Source organism: Planococcus halocryophilus (genome assembly GCF_001687585.2).
GTDB lineage: Bacteria > Bacillota > Bacilli > Bacillales_A > Planococcaceae > Planococcus > Planococcus halocryophilus.
The window spans coordinates 1010421-1032668 of the sequence record NZ_CP016537.2 but is presented as its reverse complement, the minus strand read 5'-3'; the positions used below and the strand labels follow the sequence as shown (position 1 = coordinate 1032668).

The 22248-nt window shown below is 39.5% G+C and carries 20 protein-coding genes and 1 pseudogene; 6 read left to right on the top strand and 15 right to left on the bottom strand.

All coding sequences use genetic code 11. The annotated features are described in order from the left end of the window. Positions 1–45 precede the first annotated feature (45 nt). Both BBI08_RS05090 and BBI08_RS05085 read right to left on the bottom strand, forming a co-directional pair. Positions 46–1296: an ABC transporter permease gene (locus BBI08_RS05090; protein ID WP_008496007.1), complete on the bottom strand. Its 1251-nt coding sequence runs from the start codon at positions 1294–1296 to the stop codon at positions 46–48. Then, positions 1289–2188, bottom strand: a complete 900-nt coding sequence (locus tag BBI08_RS05085; RefSeq protein ID WP_065527810.1) for an ABC transporter ATP-binding protein — start codon at positions 2186–2188, stop codon at positions 1289–1291. The genes BBI08_RS05090 and BBI08_RS05085 overlap by 8 nt, the downstream gene beginning before the upstream one ends. Before the next feature lie 127 nt (positions 2189–2315). Between BBI08_RS05085 and BBI08_RS05080 the strand changes: the two genes are divergently transcribed. Continuing rightward, positions 2316–2501 carry a YhzD family protein gene (locus BBI08_RS05080; RefSeq protein WP_008496006.1) on the top strand — a complete coding sequence of 62 codons (186 nt, stop codon included), beginning with the start codon at positions 2316–2318 and terminating at the stop codon, positions 2499–2501. Positions 2502–2540: 39 nt separating this feature from the next. On the opposite strand, the gene BBI08_RS05075 is transcribed toward BBI08_RS05080, so the two are convergent. From BBI08_RS05075 to BBI08_RS05065, 3 genes are all read right to left on the bottom strand, one after another. Further along, positions 2541–3320, bottom strand: coding sequence for an enoyl-CoA hydratase (locus BBI08_RS05075; protein WP_008496005.1), 780 nt, complete (start codon positions 3318–3320; stop codon positions 2541–2543). 88 nt (positions 3321–3408) lie between these two features. Then, complete coding sequence (locus BBI08_RS05070; RefSeq protein WP_008496004.1) at positions 3409–3756, bottom strand: YlbF family regulator; 348 nt, start codon at positions 3754–3756, stop codon at positions 3409–3411. 21 nt (positions 3757–3777) lie between these two features. Continuing rightward, positions 3778–4920: a DUF445 domain-containing protein gene (locus BBI08_RS05065; protein WP_051041655.1), complete on the bottom strand. Its 1143-nt coding sequence runs from the start codon at positions 4918–4920 to the stop codon at positions 3778–3780. 82 nt (positions 4921–5002) lie between these two features. On the opposite strand from BBI08_RS05065, the gene BBI08_RS05060 reads away from it, so the two are divergent. Continuing rightward, positions 5003–5206 (top strand): YheE family protein, encoded by a 204-nt coding sequence (locus tag BBI08_RS05060; RefSeq protein WP_008496001.1) that lies wholly within the window; start codon positions 5003–5005, stop codon positions 5204–5206. Positions 5207–5313: 107 nt separating this feature from the next. Here BBI08_RS05060 and BBI08_RS05055 read toward each other — a convergent pair whose 3' ends face one another. Both BBI08_RS05055 and BBI08_RS05050 read right to left on the bottom strand, forming a co-directional pair. Then, on the bottom strand, positions 5314–7068 hold the full coding sequence (locus tag BBI08_RS05055) for an ABC transporter ATP-binding protein (protein WP_008496000.1): 1755 nt from the start codon (positions 7066–7068) through the stop codon (positions 5314–5316). A gap of 2 nt (positions 7069–7070) precedes the next feature. Further along, a complete protein-coding gene (locus BBI08_RS05050; RefSeq protein ID WP_065527809.1) occupies positions 7071–8807 on the bottom strand; it encodes an ABC transporter ATP-binding protein in 1737 nt (578 codons plus the stop codon). A gap of 414 nt (positions 8808–9221) precedes the next feature. On the opposite strand from BBI08_RS05050, the gene BBI08_RS05045 reads away from it, so the two are divergent. Continuing rightward, complete coding sequence (locus BBI08_RS05045; protein ID WP_008495999.1) at positions 9222–9740, top strand: universal stress protein; 519 nt, start codon at positions 9222–9224, stop codon at positions 9738–9740. Between the two features lie 169 nt (positions 9741–9909). Next, positions 9910–10353 carry an arsenate-mycothiol transferase ArsC gene (locus BBI08_RS05040; RefSeq protein ID WP_040850215.1) on the top strand — a complete coding sequence of 148 codons (444 nt, stop codon included), beginning with the start codon at positions 9910–9912 and terminating at the stop codon, positions 10351–10353. Positions 10354–10424: 71 nt separating this feature from the next. On the opposite strand, the gene kynB is transcribed toward BBI08_RS05040, so the two are convergent. The 3 genes and pseudogenes from kynB to chrA form a co-directional block, all read right to left on the bottom strand. Then, positions 10425–11045: an arylformamidase gene (kynB, locus tag BBI08_RS05035; RefSeq protein ID WP_008495997.1), complete on the bottom strand. Its 621-nt coding sequence runs from the start codon at positions 11043–11045 to the stop codon at positions 10425–10427. A gap of 3 nt (positions 11046–11048) precedes the next feature. After that, a pseudogene (kynU, locus tag BBI08_RS05030) lies at positions 11049–12298 on the bottom strand (kynureninase). A gap of 19 nt (positions 12299–12317) precedes the next feature. Then, on the bottom strand, positions 12318–13490 hold the full coding sequence (gene chrA, locus BBI08_RS05025; RefSeq protein ID WP_008495993.1) for a chromate efflux transporter: 1173 nt from the start codon (positions 13488–13490) through the stop codon (positions 12318–12320). Between the two features lie 334 nt (positions 13491–13824). On the opposite strand from chrA, the gene BBI08_RS05020 reads away from it, so the two are divergent. Continuing rightward, a complete protein-coding gene (locus BBI08_RS05020; protein ID WP_008495992.1) occupies positions 13825–14718 on the top strand; it encodes a cation diffusion facilitator family transporter in 894 nt (297 codons plus the stop codon). A gap of 44 nt (positions 14719–14762) precedes the next feature. Here the strand turns inward: BBI08_RS05020 and BBI08_RS05015 are convergent, their stop codons facing one another. The 3 genes from BBI08_RS05015 to BBI08_RS05005 all read right to left on the bottom strand — a co-directional run bounded on the left by BBI08_RS05015 (position 14763) and on the right by BBI08_RS05005 (position 18418). Then, positions 14763–15815, bottom strand: a complete 1053-nt coding sequence (locus tag BBI08_RS05015; protein ID WP_008495991.1) for a mechanosensitive ion channel family protein — start codon at positions 15813–15815, stop codon at positions 14763–14765. Between the two features lie 48 nt (positions 15816–15863). Beyond that, positions 15864–17153, bottom strand: coding sequence for a DUF2254 domain-containing protein (locus BBI08_RS05010; protein ID WP_065527808.1), 1290 nt, complete (start codon positions 17151–17153; stop codon positions 15864–15866). A 197-nt stretch (positions 17154–17350) separates the two neighbouring features. Further along, positions 17351–18418, bottom strand: a complete 1068-nt coding sequence (locus BBI08_RS05005) for a phosphotransferase family protein (RefSeq protein ID WP_008495986.1) — start codon at positions 18416–18418, stop codon at positions 17351–17353. Positions 18419–18763: 345 nt separating this feature from the next. Between BBI08_RS05005 and rsgA the strand changes: the two genes are divergently transcribed. Then, on the top strand, positions 18764–19819 hold the full coding sequence (gene rsgA, locus BBI08_RS05000) for a ribosome small subunit-dependent GTPase A (protein WP_008495985.1): 1056 nt from the start codon (positions 18764–18766) through the stop codon (positions 19817–19819). 32 nt (positions 19820–19851) lie between these two features. Here the strand turns inward: rsgA and BBI08_RS04995 are convergent, their stop codons facing one another. Both BBI08_RS04995 and BBI08_RS04990 read right to left on the bottom strand, forming a co-directional pair. After that, complete coding sequence (locus BBI08_RS04995; protein WP_008495984.1) at positions 19852–20493, bottom strand: response regulator; 642 nt, start codon at positions 20491–20493, stop codon at positions 19852–19854. Between the two features lie 16 nt (positions 20494–20509). Further along, positions 20510–21559 carry a GAF domain-containing sensor histidine kinase gene (locus tag BBI08_RS04990; RefSeq protein WP_237146586.1) on the bottom strand — a complete coding sequence of 350 codons (1050 nt, stop codon included), beginning with the start codon at positions 21557–21559 and terminating at the stop codon, positions 20510–20512. Between the last annotated feature and the right edge of the window lie 689 nt (positions 21560–22248).

Genomic DNA, 22248 nt, shown 5'->3' with positions numbered 1-22248 from the left:
CAGAAAGTTTCCCGCAAACAGTCGAATAGCTCAAACCAATGTTCTTTATTTTTTATTGCCTAAATGGATGGCTTTTCGAATATCTTTTAGTGATTGTGAAGAGCCATACATTAATACGCCTCCACGGTAAACACGTGCCCCAAACCAACCAAGAATGCCAATGGTCAACAGCATGATCCCAATTGACAATAACGGCTCCCATAATGACAAATCGAGCATACCGACGCGCAAAAACATAACCAACGGGGCAAAAAATGGAATGTAGGAAGAAATCGTTACATAGCTAGCTTCTGGCACTGAAATACCAGAGAAAGCGATTAATGATCCGATAATAATTAAAATCATCATAGGCAGCATGAGTTGCTGTACGTCTTCTGTTCGACTAACTAACGATCCAAGCAATGCCGCAAGTACCGCATATAGGAAATAACCGAGCAGGAAAAAGAGTATGGCAAACAAAAATGTACTGATTTTCACTTCCGAAAAGCCCATGACGCTAAATACGCCTTTAGTCAAATCCGTACCCGCTGTTTGGATGGCAAAATAACCGGCCAGTCCAAAAATCATCATTTGTAATATGCCAAGGCTACCGATGCCGGCAATTTTTGCAAACATATGCTTAACAGGTGAGACACTGGAGATTAAAATTTCCATGACACGCGATGATTTTTCCGTTGCGACTTCCATAGCAATCATATTTGGATAATAAATAACTGCGACATAAATCAACATAATCAGTACATAAACTAGACCTCTTGCCTGACTCAACTCTTCTTGTGATTTAGAAGATTCAGATACCGCTTGTCTTTCAAATTCAACGGGCATGAACAATTGCCCTACCTGACCGTCATTTAGCCCGAGTGATTCGGCTGTAATAGCTGTATGTATTGCTTGGACTGCATTTTCAATTTCAGCCCCTCCGCCCATTTCATTGGCAGATTCAGATACATAACGAGCACTCAATTGCCCATCTAGCATTAACACTAAATAATCATCAATGGTGCCTTCCGTAATACTTTTTTGCAATTCTGCTTCTGTTAAGTACGTCGGCACAGCTTCAGTTTCACTATTCATCAATACCAATTGTGCTTGGAGATTTTCCAGAAGTGCTGGATTTTCACTAACTACATGCAAGGTATTTTCTTCATTTTCGTCTCCATTAAAAATGGCGATAATATTCGATATATTTGCTAACAAGAAAAAGGCAGCAACAACGACACCCGTCGTTATAAGAAATGATTTTGTTCTGGCTTTTGTTATAAATGCTTGTTTGAAAATAATCCAAAAACTATGCATGCAGTTTTCCCACCTTTGCGATAAAAATTTCTTCTAAAGAAGGTTCTTCTACTGCAAAATGGCGAAGTGTGCCGAGTTTCATCGCTTCAGCCAACAAAATCTGCGCAATTTTTTCTTCAGTAATTTGAAAAATAGCCCCTTCTTTCGTTTTTGTGAAATGATCGACACCTGCAATTTCACTTAAACTGCAAAGGTCTACGTCCATATTCAAACGAACTCTTTGTTTACCAAAAGAGCGTTTCACTTCTTTTATCGATCCACTAACTACTACTTTTCCTCGATCTAAAATGCTTATGTCATCACACAGTTCTTCTACATGATCCATACGGTGGCTTGAAAAAACAATCGTTGCTCCTTGTTTTTGAAAATCTAGAATGGCTTTTTTTAACATTTCGACGTTGACTGGATCTAATCCTGAAAACGGTTCATCTAGTATTAATAGCGATGGTTTATGTAGGAGTGATGCAATCAATTGGATTTTTTGTTGGTTGCCTTTTGATAATTCTTCTACTTTTTTCTGACCATAATGCGGCACTTCAAAACGCTCTAACCAAGCAGCTGCTTCACGTTTCGCATCTCCTTTAGACATATTGCGTAATTGTGCCAAATACACCAATTGCTCTTCTACTTTCATTTTCGGGTAAAGTCCTCGTTCTTCTGGTAAATAGCCAATTTCTGGACTACTTGCATATGTAATGGGTCTTCCTTTCCAACGGACTGACCCTTCTGTCGGATCTAACAAACCTAAAATCATTCGGAATGTCGTCGTTTTCCCAGCTCCATTCGCTCCAAGAAACCCGTGCATTCCCCCTTCTTCAATCGACAGCGAAAGATTGTCCACTGCTGTAAAATCTCCAAACTTTTTCGTTACTTGGTCAACATGCAAAGCCATTCCTATTCGCCCCTTTCTTTCTACTTACTACGAAACAGCTGCCTAAATGTTTCAATAATTACAGGACTTTTTAAAAGAAACCCTTTATACTTGAAATGAATATCCATTCAGAAAGGATTGATTTGAATTGAGAACATACAAACTGACTGTATTCGAAAAAACAGGCAAACAGCTATTAGACGAAACATTTACTGCTGAAACCGATGAAGAAGCACGCGGTAAAGGACATGCGATGCTAGAAGAAAAAGAGATGATTCAACTCACTCACCGTTTAGCATCACCTGCTGGTAAACTTCTTCTTTTCCATTCATAAGCATGAAAAAAGCATGGCGGAATTTTTCCGCCATGCTTTTTATTGACCTGTAAAGTGAGGCTTTCTTTTTTCGACAAAAGCTTGAATGCCTTCTAAATGGTCCACTGACTTTCGCATAGCAGACTGTGCGGCGGCTTCCATTTCTAATATTTTCACCAATTCATCAACTTTTGTTTGATGAAGAATGTGTTTCGTTGCTAATCTGGCTTTAAGTGGCGATGCAATTGTGACTGCAGCGTAAATTTCAGCATGCTCAAGTCCACGTCCTTCTGCTGTCACTTCCTCGATCAATCCCTTTGAAAGTGCATCATGCGCTTTTAAGGTTTGGCCAGCCCAAATGATTTGTTTCGCTTTTGGTACCCCTACCCGTTCTTTCATAAAGAAATGTCCTCCGCCATCTGGTACTAGACCAATGCCGATAAAGTTCATAGCTAATTTGCTATTTTCTTCTGCGATGACATGATCGCAAGCTAACGCCATGCTAAAAGCAAGGCCTGCTGAAGCCCCATGAATGACAGCAATCGTAATTTGAGGCAATGTATACAACGCTTTTGCCAAACGACTAACATCCTTCATCACCACATCAATATCCATTGGATTTTCCGGATCCATCATTTCTTTAATGTCTCCACCAGCTGAAAATGCTCTTCCTTCGCCTTTAATGATTAGCACTTGTACAGTACTATCTTGCTGTAGCGATTCAAAGCAATCCGCCAGCTCTTTCATCATTTTCCCGTTCATGGCGTTCATCGAGTTTGGACGATTCAAAACTAGTTGACCGATTCGCCCACGTTTTGTTAATTCGATAGTTTCAAACATAAAAAGAGACACCCCTTCGTAAAGATGAATTGTCATTCACCTTTACGTATTCGATGTCTCTCTTCACTATTCCTTTATTTTTGTAAAATTACATGCTTTCGTATAAAGATTGTACAGGTTTGATCAAGACACGGTTAACTTCTTCGATCATTTGGCTTAAGCCCATTTCAGCTTCTAGCATTGCAAGAATTTTTTCGTTTTGTTGAGCTTCTTGTGCTGTGCTTTGTGCGTTCATCATTTCTTCTTCAGTGATTTCTTCACCTTGTGTTTGTTTTTGTTGAAGCGTAATTTGCAAATCGCGGAACGTCTTGAACAATTCATTTGCTTGTTGGTCAGCAGTTACTAGTGCAACTGCTTCCTCTAATTTTTTGAATTCGTCTGTTGAACGGAACGTGCTTTCTAATTTGTTAATGTCGTCATAAATGTTTACTGTCATGTTCATCCATCTCCTCTAATTTTAGTTTAGTATCATGACGAAAATTCCTTGGAAGACGCCAATAAAGCCTCCGAGAAATGCGCCCAATACGGTAATCATTTTAAATTCTCTCCGTGAAATCCCAAGCACCAATTCTTCAAGGCGGCTGAGTGGCAGAGAATCGACTTGCTGTTTAACCATACCTTCCATATCAATTTTCAATATGGTTTCTTCCAGTTTATGCTCTCCTTGCTCGAAGACAAAGTCCGTCACAAGTGGCGTAATATTGACACTTGTCCATTCTAACCCTCCAGGCCAAGTCTCTGCAAGTGTTGTGTTTAAACGTGTAGAAATCGCTGCTTTTTCACGAACATATTGTTTTACTGACCCCATTGCTGTGTCAAAATCAAACTCTTTTAACAGTTCATCGACTCTTCGGTCTTGAACTTTATCCCATTCGCTATAAGCTAAAGTTCCAACAAGTTCAAAGGTTTTTGGAGAGTTAAGAAACTTAATAATTTCGGGTTGAATACGGTCGACCAATGGTTTGGATTCGCCGAGCAAGGAATGCAGCATATGGCCAAAACGACCACGCGACTCTAAAAACTCATCCAATAACGACTTGATGGTTTGTCTACCATGTGCTGATTCAAAATAGTCGATTCCTTGATCTAGCGCATATTGAACACCTTCAAATAATTTCGTCTCCGCTTCAGCTTTCCAATTGTCTGGCATCAATTCACGGATCGTTTTCCCTGCAATATAATGTTGCAAAGCTTCTTTTTGAAGTTCAACCAGTTCATCCAGCTTCGCTTCAATTTTCCCATCCATTCCTGTTTGACCAGCTGCTTGCAGCCAATCATTAAATGTTTTCGGTGAATCAAACAAATGCTTATTTAACTGACGGTTCATCCATTTTTCGGATTTTGTCCGCATTTCCTGATTAAAAAACCTTTTCTTAAATGTGTCGGGTGTTAATAAATGCTCGACAACCGTCCTACCAAGTTGACGGGATAATTCATCACGCCGCTTGGGTATGAGTCCGGGCGTCAGTGGCACTCGCCATTTACCAATATATTTAGGCTCATAAGGCCAAAAGAGCATTTTAATCGCTAAGTGATTGGTCACTCCACCAATTAACGCCCCAACAATTGCCATAAAAACTAACGTCACTATTATATTCACTTTTGTCACTCTTTTCTTTTTCTGCTTTGTGTATTCCTTGTATTCCCCTATAATGAAAAGAAGAACGCAAAGGAGGATTTACATGCTTCAGCATTTTAAATTTAAGCCAATGTTTGAAAACAATCAATTACCAGGGTGGGACATTTCCTTCTTTTATAAATACGAACGCATAACTGGAGAATACCATCCCGATGGCAGCATCGTTTGGAAGTCAAAGACTCCTCAAGATGAGGAAACCATTAAAACAATGATTCACGAGCTGATGCTCTATCATGTATACGATTAAAGCGCTGGAATGTTCCAGCTTTTTTTTGTACGCTCTTTTAATTATAAGGAAGGCTAGCTGAATTTAACAGCGATAGCATCTTTCACTAGAAAAAAGGAATGCCCCCCTTACCCAGTAGATTGGGTTTGGGACATTCCTGATTGAATTTTATACATCTGATAATAGATACCACCAAGCTTCATCAATTCATCGTGACTGCCTGCCTCAGCAATTTCGCCTTTTTCCAGTACAAGTATACGATTCGCATTTTTAATCGTCGATAAGCGATGGGCAATGATAAATGTCGTTCTGCCTTTTTTCAAAACATCCATTGCGTGTTGGATAATTTCTTCTGTCTCTGTATCAATATTGGAAGTAGCCTCATCTAGTATTAAAATCGCTGGATCAAATGCTAATGCTCTTGCAAATGATACTAATTGTCGCTGTCCTGAAGACAAAGTACTGCCTTTTTCAACAACCGGTTCATCGATTCCTTTTGGCAAGTGGTTTAATACACGCTCGCCTCCTACTGCTGACAATGCATTGTTTACCATCTCTCTCGTAATCCGCTCATCACCTAATGTGATATTCGATTCGATCGTTCCACTAAACAAATACGGATCTTGCAAAACAATTCCCATATGCTCTCTGACCGATTGTCTCGGCATGTCATTAATGTTAACCCCGTCAATGGTAATAACCCCTTTTGACACGTCATAAAAGCGAAACAGTAAGTTCATGATTGAACTTTTCCCAGACCCTGTATGCCCAACTAACGCCACTGTTTCTCCTTGGTTTGCTGTAAAAGAGATATCTTTTAACACATATTCTTTTTCCTTATAAGCAAACCAAACTTTTTCAAAACTAACATTGCCATGATAGCGCGCTATTTTCTTATCGACTACCACTTCTCCTTTTTGATCGAGCAAGCGGAATACTCTTTCTGCTGCTACTAATGCTTGCTCTAATCGTCCAAATTGATTGACGATTCCACTAATCGGATTAAATAACCGGATAATATAGTCGACAAACGCATACAACACACCTACCGTAATCACTGTGTTCCCTGATATAGAGGCACTTCCGAAATACCAAACAAAAAGGATGAACGTCATCGAACGAAGCACGCCGACCAAATTATAAGAAGCCGCGCCTTCAAGTACGAGTAATTTTTTCTGGTATTTATAATGCTCATCATTTAATTGTTCAAACTCATCCTTCATCTTGCGTTCACGTCGGAATGCTTGAATAATCGTCATTCCTTGAATCGACTCATTAATCATGGCATTCATTTCACTGACTTTCTCACGAACAATATGATTGTAGCGAGCCGCATACTTCCGGTAGACCAACATCCAAATGTATAACAATGGAATTAACACGAGTGTCATGGCAGCCATTTTCCAGTCGAGATAAAACAATGCAATAAAAATACCGCCCATATACATAAAACTTGTAGCAAACTGAGACAAAACCGTGACAAACAAATCACGAATTGCTTCAGTATCGTTGGTAATGCGTGCGACCACTTTGCCTGCCGGTAAATTATCAAAATAACGTATTGGCAAAGTTTGCGTATGTCCGTAAACATCGTTACGCATTTTGCGTATAATTCGATTGGCTCCTCTTTGTAAAAATACAGATTGCCAATAGCGGAAAACCGCTGTAATAATCGCCAGTACAAAGAACAAAATTAATAAATAAGCGATTGGTTCAAAATCTACCGAACCGTCCGAAACCGCTATGTGATTGTCAATAATCTCTTTGGCAATTAACGGTGCCGCTAAATCTGCCGCCACTGCAACAGCCAACATGATTAACCCAACTATTAAAACTTCTTTAAAATTCAATGCGTAATGAAATAATCGTTTTCCTGTCCCCATGCTTACACCTCCTCTATTTGCTGACGGAGGAATTGTTCGTTGTACCAACCGTTTTTTTCTAGCAAATCATCATGAGTTCCTTCTTCAATAATTTTGCCGTCATCTAGCACGACAATCCAATCTGCATGTTTGACCGCAGACAACCTGTGCGTTGTAATAATAGTTGTTTTCCCAGAACGTTCTGATTGGATATTTTCAATGATTCGCGATTCGGTTTTTGCATCGACTGCCGAAAGTGAGTCATCCAATATTAAAATTTCCGGATTTTTAATCAATGCACGAGCAATTGAAATCCGTTGTTTTTGACCTCCCGATAATGCCACTCCTTTTTCACCAACAAGTGTGTCTAATCCGCCTGGCAGTAAAGCTAAATCTTTCTCGAAATGGGATAACCGAAGTGCTTCTAATAGCTCTTCTTCACTCGCATCTGATTTACCAAACAAAATATTTTCTCGAATTGTCCTTGAAAATAGCACGTGATCTTGTGGTACGTATCCAATCCAACTGCGCAATTGATCTTTTGTTAACTTTTTTAATTCGATGCCGTTCATTAAAATAGAACCTTCACCTGTCGGATATTCTCTCATTAATTGTTTGATAAAAGTGGTTTTTCCACTACCAGTCTTGCCGACAACACCTAAGGTTTGTCCGCTATTCATCGATAAGTTAATGCCTTGAAGATTGATCGAACTCGACTGTGGATAAGTAAAGTTAAAATCCTTAAAGCCGATTTTTTCTAGTTTCCCAGCTATTAGCGGTTTTTGGGGATCTGTCACATCTTCCGGATACTCTAACGTATTATTGACTCGATCTAACGAAGCATTGCCACGCTGCAAAATATTAATCATTTCTCCGATGGCAAACATGGGCCAAACAATCATCCCTAGATATACATTAAAAGCAACTAAATCTCCTAACGTCATTTTTCCATCTGCAACTAAAAATGCGCCATAGCCGAGTCCAATCATATAACTAATCGACGTCAGCACTTTCGTTACCGGTGCAAACAACGCATCTATTCGTTCTACTGCCATGTTTTTTTCGTAAACATCTTCTGTCATTTCAGCAAAATTACTTTCGGAAGCACGCTCTTGAACGTATGCTCGAATAACTCGCACGCCACCTACTGACTCTAATACGCTATCATTTAAATCGCCGAATGCTTCCTGAGCTTCCATATAGCGCACATGAATTTTCTTACCTAATACTTGAACGATGATTGCCAATATCGGCAATGGCAACATCGCAAAGAAAGTCAGTTCCCAGGAAACAAGAACTCCCATCGCTACGATGATGGTCGCCATATACAAAGTCGAATCGATTAACGTTAAAATACCAAATCCAGCTGTTTCTGAAATGGCCTTTAAATCATTAGTCGATCGCGCCATCAAATCGCCAGTCCGGTTCTTCTCATAAAAAGTTGGAGACATTTTCAAAAATTGTCCCATCAAACTCGAACGAAGTTGGCGCTCGATTACATATGCGCCTCCAAATAATTGATATTGCCACACAAAGTTAATCAAATATGCCAATACGAGAGCTATAAAAAGAACCACTACATACTGCCACATTATTGGCGAAGTTAATTGCCCTTGTGCAATTGAATCGATTGCCTTGCCAATAAGCCAAGGCGGGATAATCTCTAAAATATTTGCAACAAACAACAACATAACCGCTGTCGTATAACGAAGCCAATTTTCTTTAAAAAACCATTTCAACTTCCATAACACGTCAAACATTTCTTCCACCCGCTTTCTAATTCCCGATCCACTTTTTCCTCATTTACCATTCTCTCCTGTTGATCTAATCCATTTTTAAGAATAAACACAAAAAAGCGCACGCCTAGTTTATGGGCGCACGCTCATGAAAACAGGACAAGTTACCAGACTTGTCCTGAACAATTCTATTCTCGAAATAAAGTCAGAAAAAAATTACAGGAAGGTCTGATGATGATATTAAATTGATTTGAATGTTCATTTCCATTTTTTTCATCATCATTACCTCCATTCCCTTTTATTAGTTAATTCTAGAATATCAAAAACTTTTTTGAATTGTCAACATTTTTCGAAAGTTTTTTCCTGAAACTAACAGAGGTTTCATTTAAGTAGTGGGGGGTAATTTACAAATAAGAGTAATAAGGCGAGGTGAGAGAAATGTATACGAATATCGCAATGGCTTATGATGGGTCCGATGGTAGTCGAATGGCATTTGAAAAAGCAATTGAATTAGTAAATGTATTGCCTGATGCCAAACTTTCGGTAATATATGTGAACGAAGATTACCGAGAAAGTGTTGGCTATATGGATGCAGGCAGTGCTTCGGCTCCTGTAGTATCTGCTAACGTCGATAGTAATTATGCTCAGTATATGCCTTATGGAATTGGTGATGAAAAAATTTCTCACGAAAAAGATTATGACGGTGCAGCAGCAGAATACTCGAAGCATGTTCAGCAATCTATCCAAAGACAGCTTGATACGCACAACACAAAAGCTTCTGTACTTGCGCTAGAAGGAAATGCAGCTAAAACAATTACAGCTTTTATCGAGGAACAGAATATCGATTTGCTGATTATCGGCAACAGCGGGAAATCTGGTTTGCAAAAATTCTTTGTTGGATCCGTAAGTAAAAAGTTAATCCAAGATTCTTCATGTTCCATATTAGTAGTGAAATAAAGAATCCGGATTTGCGAACTAGGAGTTCCTTAGTTCACAAATCCGGATTTTCGACAAGGTGCATCAAATTCACCATTTTGTCATAAATTTAATAGTTTTATTTTGCGAATAGTGGGTAAACATTACTAATAGAAGAAACGGTTTGTTCTATAGGAAGAAGGGGTTTCCCGTGTCAAGACAAACAGTATATTTTATCTCTCCTCACCAACATCGTGGGTTAATGGCTGAAATTTGGGCTAATCGACTAATGCTTCCGGATTGGGAAATACGCAGTGCTGCATGGACGCAAGGTGTTCAACCTGACTTTAATGAGATGCCTTTAGAAATAATGAAAGAAATCATCTTGGATTTACCTCCAGTTGAAGCACGTTCTTACAATCCACAAGAAGTAGGAAGAGCGGATTTAATCATCGCTTTACACGATGGCGAATTTGAAGATGGCGATATTCCATCTGACTTGCCTAGCCAAAAATTATTGCGTTGGAATATCCGCAATCCCGAATTGCGAAGTAACGATAGTACGGAACAATGGGCGCTTTATCAAGAGATTTGCGATGAAATCGCTATGAATATAAAAAATATGGAGCCTTATTTCCGTGCAGACTACGCATAAAACCTTCACCTGAAAAAACAGGTGAAGGTTTTATTTGTCTTTAAATAATTAGTTACTACTTCTGGCTATTTTTACGTATAAAGAATTGCACGTACTGGACTGCCTTCTCCGCCTTTTATCTTCAGCGGCAATGCTACTAATTGATAAACACCTTCTGAAACTTCATCCAACACAATGCCTTCTAAAATAAAGCGCTGCTGCCGATTCATAGCTTGATGCATAGGTAATTCTTTACTCGTTTCAGGGTCAACAGATGGCACGTCCACTCCTAGCAATCTTACACCATTATCAGCCATCCATTTAGCAATAGACTCATCAAAAACTGGCCATTTCTGTGGGAATTTGCTACGGTCTAGCCAAGAAACAGTTTTCAGTAATACAGCTTCAACATTTTTTTCGAGCGGTTTTAAATCCGAAAGAGCAATTTTTTCTAAACCACTAACATCCATTACTTGTGCTTGCGTTAAATAGACATCTAATGGTAGCTCATGCGTCTTCAATCCTTGCTCATTGTAATGAAATGGAGCATCGATATGCGTACCTATGTGAGTGCTCGTTTGTAGCTTTCCAATATTGACCGATCCACTTTGCTCTTTTGTTACAGATAGCTCATAGCTATACGGGATATCTCCTGGCCACTCCGGCGTCATGTTGTTCAATTCCATGGAAATATCGATGATTTTTCTAGTCATGACTTACGCCACCACGTTTCGTTCATTGCTGAAATCTTTGTAGGTTTCGTTTTCCATAATGTCTTGAAGTTTGGCCACTACTTGTTCGACATCACTGAACGACGTGTAAAATGCGATAGGCGCTAATCGGATAATATTCGGTGCGCGAAAATCGGGAATGATGTTTGCTTCTTTCAAGGCTTTACAAATTCTTGCAGCTTCCGGATGAGCTAAAGCAATATGTCCACCCCGTTCACCATCTTGTTCAGGCGTAACGTCAGTCAATTCAGGAATCCGTTGTCTGATTAACTTTCTTAAAAGCGATGTTAACTGAAGTGACTTTTGGCGGATTGTTTGAATCCCTGCTTCTTCAAACAACTCCAAACTGCCAAGTAAAGGAGCCATACTGAAAATATGAGGGGTGCCAATTTGATAAGCACCTGCACCTTGTGCTTTGGAAAATTCATGATCCATATCAAATTGACGTGTTTTATCAGAACCAAACCATCCTGCATTCCCTGGCAATAAATGATGATGACGTTCATGAATATATAGTCCGCCTGTCCCCCCGGACCTGAGTTCATGTATTTATAATGACACCATACAGCAAAGTCAACTCCGTCATCATGCAATTGATGCGGCATTGCGCCAATCGAATGCGCCAAGTCAAAACCAACCAAAATGCCTTTTTTGTGCGCTGCTTCTGTAATCTCTCTAATTTGCAACAGCTGTCCACTTCTGTACAAAACAGATGGCAACAATAATACTGCTACGTCATCAGTCAATTGTTCGATGATATCTTCTAGCTTTAATGTATAGCCGTCTCGACTGCCAACTTTTTTCATTGCTTTAGCTGGATCGAGTCCACGCAAACGAAGATGGCTTTCTACCGCATAAATGTCCGATGGAAAGTTTAAATCATCGACAAGGATTGCAAAACGATCAGGTGTCGGTTGAAATAGGGTTGATAGCATTTGATGAATATTAGATGTGATTGATCCTGTCACCATTACTTCATGAGCCTTTGCCCCAACTAAAGGAGCAATACGCGCACTCATATTTTCCGCTAAAGTAAACCAAGGATGCTCTCCTTCTGTCCAGCCGTCAATACCGAACGTCTTCCAACTATCTATTAAACTATGTAATTTTGCTTCAGCCCGTTTAGATAGTAACCCAAGAGAATTGCCGTCCATATAAACCGTATCTTTTTCCACAAAAAACTCTTGTTTATAATTCGCTAGCACATCTTGTTGATCCAACTCGTTTCCTGTCATTCAATCCATCCCCCTTTAGTTATAAAACCGCATAAGTGATTACACCAAGAATAGTCGTTACTAAAACCACAATCCAAGGAGCTAGTTTAAAATAGACTAACATTGTAAAGGCTGTTATCGCAATTGCAAAGTCGACAGGACCACGGATTCCCGAAGTGAAAACAGGATCATATAATGCTGCAAGCAAAATTCCAACTACACTTGCATTGACTCCTTTTAATGCTGCCTGCACGCCAGATTTTGTGCGGATAATACTCCAAAAAGGCAATGTACCAATAATCAATAAAAAAGATGGTAAAAACATAGCAACAACGGCAATCAAAACACCCCATCCTCCATTCATTAATTGCCCTAAATAACCAGCCAACGTAAACAATGGACCCGGAACTGCTTGAGCAGCTCCGTAACCTGCGATAAAGGCGTCTGCTGTCATCCAGGTCGGTACAATTTCTCTCTCTAACATTGGTAATACGACATGCCCTCCGCCGAAAACAATCGATCCAACACGATAAAACACATCAAAAATTGCCAATGATGTTGATTCTATTAACGGACGAACCATTGGTAGTCCAATCAATAACGTAGCAAAAACTGCCCAAGCAGCAATTCCTGTTTTCTTGCCAAAACTAAGTACTAAATTTACAGGTTTAGGTGCATCTTCTTTTCGGTAAATCGCATATCCAAGAATACCTGAAAGAATAATTACCCCGATTTGAGCCCAAGTTGCAGGTATTAACAAAATCAATATTGCGGCTCCTACTGCTATAGCAATACGTGGACGATCAGGTGCTAAACTTTTGCCCATACCCAGTAAAGCATGTGCCACAACCGCAACTGCAACAATTTTCAACCCTTGAATCCAGCCACTATCAAAAGAACCATTTGTGACTACAAGAGCGAATAATAGCAACAAAATAACTGAAGGCATCGTGAATCCAAACCAGGACAAGAAGCCACCGAATATTCCACCGCGCAACATGCCGATTGAAATACCAACTTGAGAACTCGCTGGTCCTGGAAGGAATTGACATAACGCTACTATATCTGCGTAAGCTTTATCGTCTAGCCACTTTCTTTTCGTCACATACTCATCCCGGAAGTAACCTATATGAGCTGCTGGCCCTCCAAAAGATGTTAACCCTAATTTCGTAGAAGCTTTTAGAATCTCGAGATAGTTGTTTTTCTTAGTCATAGGCCTCTCCTTTTTAAAATTTATTCTACTTAAGCATAACCTTTCACTTATATGTTTCAACATTAAATTTGTGTAAAATATTAAAACAAATAGTGCGAAATCTTTTTCAGTATTGACAAGGTTTAAAAAGAGCTTGATACTATTAAAAGACCAACTGTTCAACCGTTAATCTATTTTATCCGTCGAACATGTCTGCAGATTTTTTTACTACCTATATGGTTTGTTATATTTAAAAATGATATTTTATTAACGCGACTATAAATAATAATAGTGAAACGACCCTCATGTGAGGGTCGTTTCACTTTGTTTCATCGACTTGGAGGTGGGAAACTTTATGGACCTGTATACAAACTTACGCAAAGGGGAAAAAGGTGCTTGGATCAGCATCGGTGCTTATATATTTCTCAGTTCTATTAAGTTGGCCTTTGGTTTTTGGGGCTCTTCTGAAGCATTAAAAGCGGATGGTTTTAATAACTTGACCGATATTCTCGCTTCTATTGCAGTATTAGTAGGACTTAGAATTTCTCAGAAACCCCCCGATGAAAATCATCATTATGGTCATCTGCGTGCCGAAACCATCGCCTCACTTTTGGCTTCTTTCATTATGGCCGTCATTGGCTTACAGGTTTTAACCAATGCATTCCGTTCAATTTTCGAACCGATTGCTGAAGCACCTTCAGTAATTACTGCATGGATTGCTTTTTTCTCTGCCATTATCATGTACGTCGTCTATCGCTATAATTTAAAACTCAGTCAAGAAATCAAAAGTTCCGCTGTTCGTGCCGCAGCGTATGACAATCGTTCCGATGCTCTCGTTAGTCTGGGTGCTGGTATCGGGATTTTCGGTGCAATCTTTGGTGCACCGATATTGGATATTGTCACAGCTTTTATTATTGGATTGATCATTATCAAAACTGCGCTAGATATTTTCAAAGAATCTGTTATGACCTTAACGGATGGCTTTGATGAAGACGAAGTCGAAACTTTATCTGTGTTGGTTCGTCGAGTGCCAGGTGTCATTACATTACGCGACTTTAAAGGACGCAATCATGGTAATGTCATGTTTATTGATTTAACAGTTAGCGTTGCGCCTAATTTAAATGTAATCGAAAGTCATTGGATTACTGAAGAAATCGAGAAGAAAATTCAAAAAGTAAAGACGAATTGTGTAATTCTCGTCCACATTGAACCAGATATTTCATATATTGATAGTGATGAAAAAGAATAAATAATAATAGTAAAAGGCGATGGATAACAATCCATCGCCTTTTCTTATTCTTCATAAGCTCCTTCAGCTAACTTCACATTATTATGGAGAAAAGCTTCCGCAATCGCATGCCGAATCTGGCTTTCAAGATTTTCTTTCATCTCTACATTAACTACTTGTACTTCCACTTGAAAGTCTAATGCTGAATTTCTAAAATCAATCAACTGTACTTCTACACTTTTTTCTGGCATTTCTTCCAGTAAACTTATTGTTTTTAACGCCGAATCGTTGAGAAGTTGTTCAATTTTTTTCGTATCACTGCCATATTGCACGCTGACCATAACTCTTGCATACAATTGAGCACTGGATCGATTTCTAACGATCTGCTCGATAAAATATTGATTGGGAACAACGAGTGTCCCTTCTTTCAATGTCTCTATTACAGTTGATCTAAGTTTGATTTTGGTAATGCGTCCAATTTTCCCGTCGATTTCTACCATTTCTCCAACTTCCATGGGGCGTTCAAATAAAATGATGATGCCTGACACGAAGTTGGCGGCAATATTGCGGACACCAAATCCGATTCCGATTCCAAGAACACTAAAAACGACACCAAGTGCTGTTAAATCCAGTCCAACTGTTGTAAAACTGATAGCTAAAGCTAAAAACATGACTAAATAATACAATAACCGATTGATGGTATAACTTATCCCAATATCGACATCAAATTGTTCATAAACAAATGGCATAACATAACGAGTAAGTGCTTTTGTAATGCGGTTTGCAAAAGTCACAATCAATACGGCGACAATAATTAGCAATACGGATATTTCCACACCTTCTGTTTCATAAAAAGCGGAGGTTAACCATTGTTCTTTTGAAAAATAAAATACAAAGAATAGTATGCCACCATATAACACAAGCCAATTTGAGATATCTTCAATTACTGGATAAATGCGCAGTTTGAAATTTTTAGAAGGAACGAGCTTTCTCAATAGCAATAACACAATAATTTTCACAACAAGAATAATAGCTAAATACACGAAGAACAGCAGAAATTCTGAAATTGATAAATCCTTTAAAAAAGTCATTCCTTCAAACAGCTGATGATTCTGCATAATTCACCTCCTCTGTCGCTCGGCATATCAAGCTCCAAAAAAGCGTTCTCAGTTTCCCTTTTCTCTAGCAATGTTATAGGAATGCTGATTTGTGGCTTTAGCCAATTCGTCGAGTTTCTCTTGAAGAGTTTCCTGGTCTAATGTTTTCAACCCCTGAATATCCACACCGTCAATAACATAAATATGGGTCTCCCACAACTCCAAATGATGTCGATTAGGACCTACTTCTGCAGCTATTTTCAAAGAGTCAAGAATAGCTATTAAAACGGAGATATCCTCTTTCCCGTAATGTGACAGTTGGTGGAAGGTTTTGTATAATGTTTTTTTATAAGAATGGAAACGATATAGAACTTGTTCTTCGCCTAACAAGAACGTGCCCGTTTTGAGTCTTCCCAATCGACCAAGAAGGCGCCCTAATCGAACGATGATATCATTGGCTGTATTTGGATCATTAATCCCTGGTGATATGGCACGAAGCGCCACTTCCACCATTTTTTGAATGGCAAAATCAAGATCCTGCTCCGACGTTCTGGAAGCCCCAAGAGAGTAAAAATTGTTGATAGACTTTTCGGCTTTATTGACGCCGAAAACATTAAAAATTGCTTTACCTTCGTATACGTAGTCTCCAGGATTAACCAGGATTTCAATTTTCAGCTCCTGCTCCTCTGCATAATCTACAAGCTTTTTGAAAGACAAATAGTGGATATACCCTTCTTTTTCAGCTCGGTGACTTTCTTTAATACCAATTGGACTCCAATCTTTTTCTTCGCTAGCTTCATTTTCTTGCAACTCCTCAAATTTCGAGATAGCCTCTTCTGCTTCCGTAATGAGATTATTGACTAGTTCACCAACTTGAACACTAGTTGCGATATAATGAATAAAATAGGAAAAAGTGGCAAGGCAGAAAAATGCGATTACGATTCCAGCGAAAGTGGTAATCACGTCAGTTTCATACAAATCCGCTCTCATAAACAACAACGACAGCGTATTAAAGATAAAACCACTAAGAAAAATCCCTAATACCCGCCAGACAATTTTATCTTCGATAAAGTTCGTCAATGTTCTAGGTGAGAATTGAGATGAGTACATAGTAAGCACTACTAAAATTGTTGAAAAAGTAAAAATGGTCATTGTCAAAAGAGCACCGGCTAAACTCCCCATGATGGTCTTGGCTAAATCAACATTCGTCAGTAGAATTGATGGGATAAATGGCTTTAATTCCTCAATATAGAAAAGGTCGACATAGTAAAAAGCGATTGAAAGGGAAATGGCAATCACAATGTACAATGCAGGAGTGATCCATATTTTTTCCTTTAGCAATATTGATAGTTTTTTCATTTATTCGTACTCCTTTCTCATCGACATTTATGCCTTTGTTTTCCCTTTACGGCTTTTAGACAAACCAAAAGGTTCACTACTGGTCTGCCCTTTTGGAAAGTGCATTTCAAACAGTCGAATCTAAATTCCCATCGCTTTCTTCCACCTGAAATTTCCTCTTTTCTACTTCGTGTCTTATTTATTGGTACAGATGAACGTTATTCCTCTAAAGCAGTTGACAATGCATGCGCCATCAGGCTCGCTACGTACTGGTCGAAATGTGCAAATCGTGGATCTTGTGTCTGTCCTTTTTTATAACGATAGTAAATTTGCTGAACAATAACCGCTAATTTGAAATAAGCAAAGGTTAAATAAAAATTCATATCCGATACATCTCGCCCGCTTTTTTTACCGTAACTTTCGATAAACTCTTCTCGGCTGTAAAAGCCGTCCATTACTGTGACAGGCGCTTTTCCTAAACCTTCTTTTAGTAGTTCAGGATCATCTGCTTGAATCCAATAGCTCATGGCAGCACCTAAGTCTGCTAGCGGATCGCCAACTGTTGTCATTTCCCAATCAAACAATCCTGTTATTTCTGACAAGTCTTCTGAAAACAAAGCATTATTCAATTTAAAATCATAATGAATTATTGCTGGCGCTTGTGAAACTGGGATATTTGCTCGCATCCATTTGGTTAACTGATCTACTCCTTCTAGTTGATCTGTTTGTGCACGTTCATAGCGACCAATCCAGCCTTCAACTTGTCGTTGCATAAAGCCTTCCGGTTTTGCCATCATTGCTAAATCTGTTTTTTGATAATCGAGCGAATGAAGTTCAACTAACAAGTCGACCATTTTTTCCGATATGCTGCGTCCTAATTCTGGGGTCGGCTCCACACCTTCAGGAAAATCACTATCTAATACATAGCCATATCGCCTCTCCATTACAAAAAAAGGACTTCCGACGATTGATAGATCGTCTGAAAACACATAAGGCTTTGGAGCTGTATTAAAGAGCGGATGCAAAGCAGATAAAATTTTGTATTCGCGTTCCATATCATGCGCTTTAGGTGCCACAGGTCCAAGTGGCGGTCTTCTTAGAACTGCTTCCCAATCCCCAATTTTTAACGCGTACGTTAAATTAGAATGTCCCATTCCAAATTGCTGAATTTCAAGCTGACCATCCGGTAACTCTTTTATTTCTTGTCGCAAAAACTGTTCAAGGCGGGCTTTATCAAGCTTTTCCCCTGCTCTTACTGGAATAAGCCCATTTTGATGTTTCTCCATTTTTTCACCTCTTCTAATATCAGTAGGTATTACTACATAAAAATAATCGGAATAGTTACTTAATGGTAGCGTTATCATTTATTGATTGCAAGCTGAAGTAAACTCTTTTGCAATTATCTAATTTTTTTCTTGACGAAAAATGGAAACTGATTTACTGTTAACTTAACTTGAAGAAAGAGGTGAGGCATTATGACTATTTTATTTTTGAATACGCAATTCCAGTCTATAGTGTCTCCTTCTGTGTATCGCTGACGATACGCTTCTTCCATTATGCCTGGGGACCACGGACTGCGAATTGCGCGCATCCGTGGTTTTTTCATTTTGCATAATTAGGAGGAAATAACATTGATAAAAATTGAACAATATGGCTGGAATTCCAGCTGGTTAGAAAAAATAACGGCGAATGGTACTCCAGGCCGTGTAACACTTGAACACAAGAACGTATACCGTGTCGTAACAGATTCTGGTGAATGGCTTTGTTCATTATCAGGAAAATATAGACATCTCCATAGCGGTACCGAATTCCCGTGCGTCGGTGATTGGGTCATAGTTGAACAAATGCCTGGTGAAGAAAAAGGCATTATTCACCAAGTCCTCCCCCGTACTTCCCAGTTTTCTAGAAAAGGGGCAGGAGAAACGACAGCTATTCAATTGATTGCGGTTAACGTTGACTTCGTTTTTTTAGCCATGTCTTTAAATGATGATTTCAATATTAGACGCTTGGAACGTTATTTATTGGCGGCATGGGATTCTGGCGCAAACCCAATCATTGTTTTGACAAAAAAAGACCAATGTTCAGATAGCGAACCGTTTATCCATCAAGTTGAAAGTGTAGCATTCGGTGTTCCTATTTTTACCGTATCCGTTATTACTGGCGAAGGCATTGAAAAACTGCAAAATCAACTACTGGGATCAAAAACTGGTGCTTTACTAGGTTCTTCAGGAGTTGGAAAATCATCATTAATCAACGCTATGTTCGGTACTGAGCGAATGACTGTGCAAACAATCCGAGAAGATGACAGCAAAGGACGACATACAACGACTCACCGGGAAATGATTCTATTACCTAGTGGTGGTTTAATGATTGATACACCAGGAATGCGTGAATTTCAACTTGGTGATTACTCAGAAGGTGTAGAAGCAGGATTTAGTGATGTTGAAGATTTGGCACTTGCTTGTCGGTTCCGTGATTGTGCTCATCATGATGAACCAGGTTGTCGCGTTCAAGAAGCGCTTCAAAATGGCGAATTAGACGCAGCACGATATCAAAGTTATTTAAAACTTAAACGCGAGCTCGCTCATATAGAAAGAAAAAGCGATGCCGCTGCTCAAAAAGCAGAACGGAATAAATGGAAACAATTGACCAAAGACTACCGAAAAAGACCTGTGAAAAAACAATAAAAAAGTGCGACGGAAAATTCCGTTGCACTTTTTTATTGCCTTCCGACTTCTGTTAGCCCATGCTTAACCGCATATAACGCTGCTTGTGTCCGGTCTTGAACAGACAGTTTGATAAAGATATTGGATATATGGGTCTTTACTGTTTTTTCCGTTACAAATAATGCGGATGCGATTTCTCGGTTGCTTTTGCCTTTTGTCAATTCAGCTAGCACTTCTTGTTCTCGTGGTGTTAGTTGGTTTATGGTATGTGGAGCGGGTTCAGCTGGCGCTTTTAGCAGTTCTGATGAAGCTTTCGGGTGAAGCGTATTTTCCCCACGCATCAAACTGCGCAATGAAGCGACAAGCTCATCAGGCTCAATATCTTTTAATTGGTAGCCCGCTGCTCCTGCTTCAATTGCAGGTACGACATGATCTTGATCAGAAAAACTAGTCAACATCAAAACGATGATATGAGGAAATTTCTCTTTGATCATGCGTGTTGCTTGAATGCCATCCATAACCGGCATGACCAAATCCATTAATACAATATCCGGCTGAAGAGTAGCTGCCATTTCCACAGCCTCTTTACCGTTTACGGCTTCTCCTACTACTTCTATGTCTTTTTGTGTTTTTAAAAAGAATAGCAAACCTCTTCGAACGACGTGATGGTCGTCTGCAATTAAAACTTTCACCATTATCTGCACCTCTCTATCAATACGGAATCCGCACTAAAATTTCTGTTCCTTTGCCAATTTCACTCGACCAATCAGCTGTCCCACCTTCTGCTTTTGCTCGATCTTGTATACTTTGAATCCCGATAGAAGGCAGATTTACACTGAGGTCAAATGCGAATCCGCGACCTTCATCTTTTAAAACCAATAATACATCAGTTGCTGTAACTGACAAATACAATTCGACTTTATTAACATCTGCGTGCTTCCGAACATTATTTAAAGACTCTTGCGCAATTCGAAATAAGGTTTCTTCAATACGAGAAGGCAATTGAATAACACCCGTCACTTTTGTTTCAACGGTTATCCCAAGCATCTCTCCATATCCTTTTATAGCCTCAAGCAACCCACTTTCAAGTCCTTTTGGACGCAATTGCCAAATCAATGCTCTCATTTCATTTAAAGCTTCTTGCGTTAAGTGCTGAATGTCACGGAACGTACTTTGAACAGCGACATCTTCAGACATCTCAACTCCACCACGCGCAGTCAAGGTTACAGAAAAAAGTAACTGGTTGACCGAGTCATGGAGATCTCTTGCTAAACGGTTTCGTTCTTTAACAAGAGCTAGCTCCTGCTCTTGTTTTGTTAAACCAATCCGCTTGATTGCCGAACCAATTTGAAAAGCGACCGACTCCAAAAGTGCAAGTTCATCTTTTGAAAACCCGACAGTGTCCGGTGCAGCAATATTTAACAGTCCGAATTTTTCTTCTCCAGATTGCAAAGGTACTGTCGCATGATGTGTAATATTGCCTTGTTGGCGTGCGTTTTCTGGCATGGCATTTTCAATTCGTTGGCAGGCAATGATATTCGATGCCTTTTCAAGATCTCCATCATGATAACGTTTGACGCACCAACAACCGCCTTTTTGCAAATGTCGACAATCATTGTCTTCCAACGCTGTTGGCAAATTCGCATGAGCCACCAATTGATGCTTGCCTTTTTCATTAATAAAAAAAATCCAAGCTGTTTCAAAAGTAGAACCGCTCAATAATTTTCGTATAGCACCATCAAGCATACGAGACATGTCCATTTCTTCATTTAACAATTCAGCAATTTCCTTTAATAGCGTAACATTTGAAGGTTCTTCCACCACTGTTCACCTCACTCAACCTAATTTAACCATACACGTTACCACCAAAAAGCTCACTCGTACTTTTGTCTTAGAAAAGCGCAAGCAACCATGTAGATTCGACGGGCATAAGCTACACAGATATCTATGTAACGAAGAAAACAAAAGCCCCCTTTACGAGGGGGCTTCATCTTTGTAACAAAAGAATAGTAATTCATTGTTTTCGTATTTATATGGGATTCTCCGCACCAAACGGACGCTTTCCGCGGACGAAGCGCTGAGCCTCCTCGTCGCAAGCTCCTGCGGGGTCTCACCACTTCGTTTTTCCGCTGGAGTCGCCACTAGGTGCTCCGAATCCTAGAGTGAGTCGGGAAAAATCTTTTAACATCTTATTTATACGGGGAAGCGCACTAAAGAATCTCACTTTGTTCGTAGCAAGAAGCTTTCAACTGGGCTGTCCACGAAGACTCATGTGGGAGCAGCGAAGCGACGAAAGCTGAAGACCCCGCAGGAACGTTAGTGACGAGGAGGCTGAAGCTGAGCCCACGGAAAGCGAAGTGGCCAGCCCAGTTGGAGATTATGCATCACTATTCAGTTTAATAAGACTTGCTCTACAGTCTGAAGCCCCCTTTATGAGGGGGCTTTGCTCT

Bases quoted from the DNA above. Each gene is read 5' to 3' on its own strand.
- BBI08_RS05090 (WP_008496007.1), bottom strand. From the start codon at position 1,296: ATGCATAGTTTTTGGATTATTTTCAAACAAGCATTTATAACAAAAGCC.
- BBI08_RS05085 (WP_065527810.1), bottom strand. From the start codon at position 2,188: ATGGCTTTGCATGTTGACCAAGTAACGAAAAAGTTTGGAGATTTTACA.
- BBI08_RS05075 (WP_008496005.1), bottom strand. From the start codon at position 3,320: ATGTTTGAAACTATCGAATTAACAAAACGTGGGCGAATCGGTCAACTA.
- BBI08_RS05070 (WP_008496004.1), bottom strand. From the start codon at position 3,756: ATGACAGTAAACATTTATGACGACATTAACAAATTAGAAAGCACGTTC.
- BBI08_RS05060 (WP_008496001.1), top strand. From the start codon at position 5,003: ATGCTTCAGCATTTTAAATTTAAGCCAATGTTTGAAAACAATCAATTA.
- BBI08_RS05055 (WP_008496000.1), bottom strand. From the start codon at position 7,068: ATGGGGACAGGAAAACGATTATTTCATTACGCATTGAATTTTAAAGAA.
- BBI08_RS05050 (WP_065527809.1), bottom strand. From the start codon at position 8,807: ATGTTTGACGTGTTATGGAAGTTGAAATGGTTTTTTAAAGAAAATTGG.
- BBI08_RS05045 (WP_008495999.1), top strand. From the start codon at position 9,222: ATGTATACGAATATCGCAATGGCTTATGATGGGTCCGATGGTAGTCGA.
- kynB (WP_008495997.1), bottom strand. From the start codon at position 11,045: ATGACTAGAAAAATCATCGATATTTCCATGGAATTGAACAACATGACG.
- chrA (WP_008495993.1), bottom strand. From the start codon at position 13,490: ATGACTAAGAAAAACAACTATCTCGAGATTCTAAAAGCTTCTACGAAA.
- BBI08_RS05020 (WP_008495992.1), top strand. From the start codon at position 13,825: ATGGACCTGTATACAAACTTACGCAAAGGGGAAAAAGGTGCTTGGATC.
- BBI08_RS05015 (WP_008495991.1), bottom strand. From the start codon at position 15,815: ATGCAGAATCATCAGCTGTTTGAAGGAATGACTTTTTTAAAGGATTTA.
- BBI08_RS05010 (WP_065527808.1), bottom strand. From the start codon at position 17,153: ATGAAAAAACTATCAATATTGCTAAAGGAAAAAATATGGATCACTCCT.
- BBI08_RS05005 (WP_008495986.1), bottom strand. From the start codon at position 18,418: ATGGAGAAACATCAAAATGGGCTTATTCCAGTAAGAGCAGGGGAAAAG.
- BBI08_RS04995 (WP_008495984.1), bottom strand. From the start codon at position 20,493: ATGGTGAAAGTTTTAATTGCAGACGACCATCACGTCGTTCGAAGAGGT.
- BBI08_RS04990 (WP_237146586.1), bottom strand. From the start codon at position 21,559: ATGGACATGTCTCGTATGCTTGATGGTGCTATACGAAAATTATTGAGC.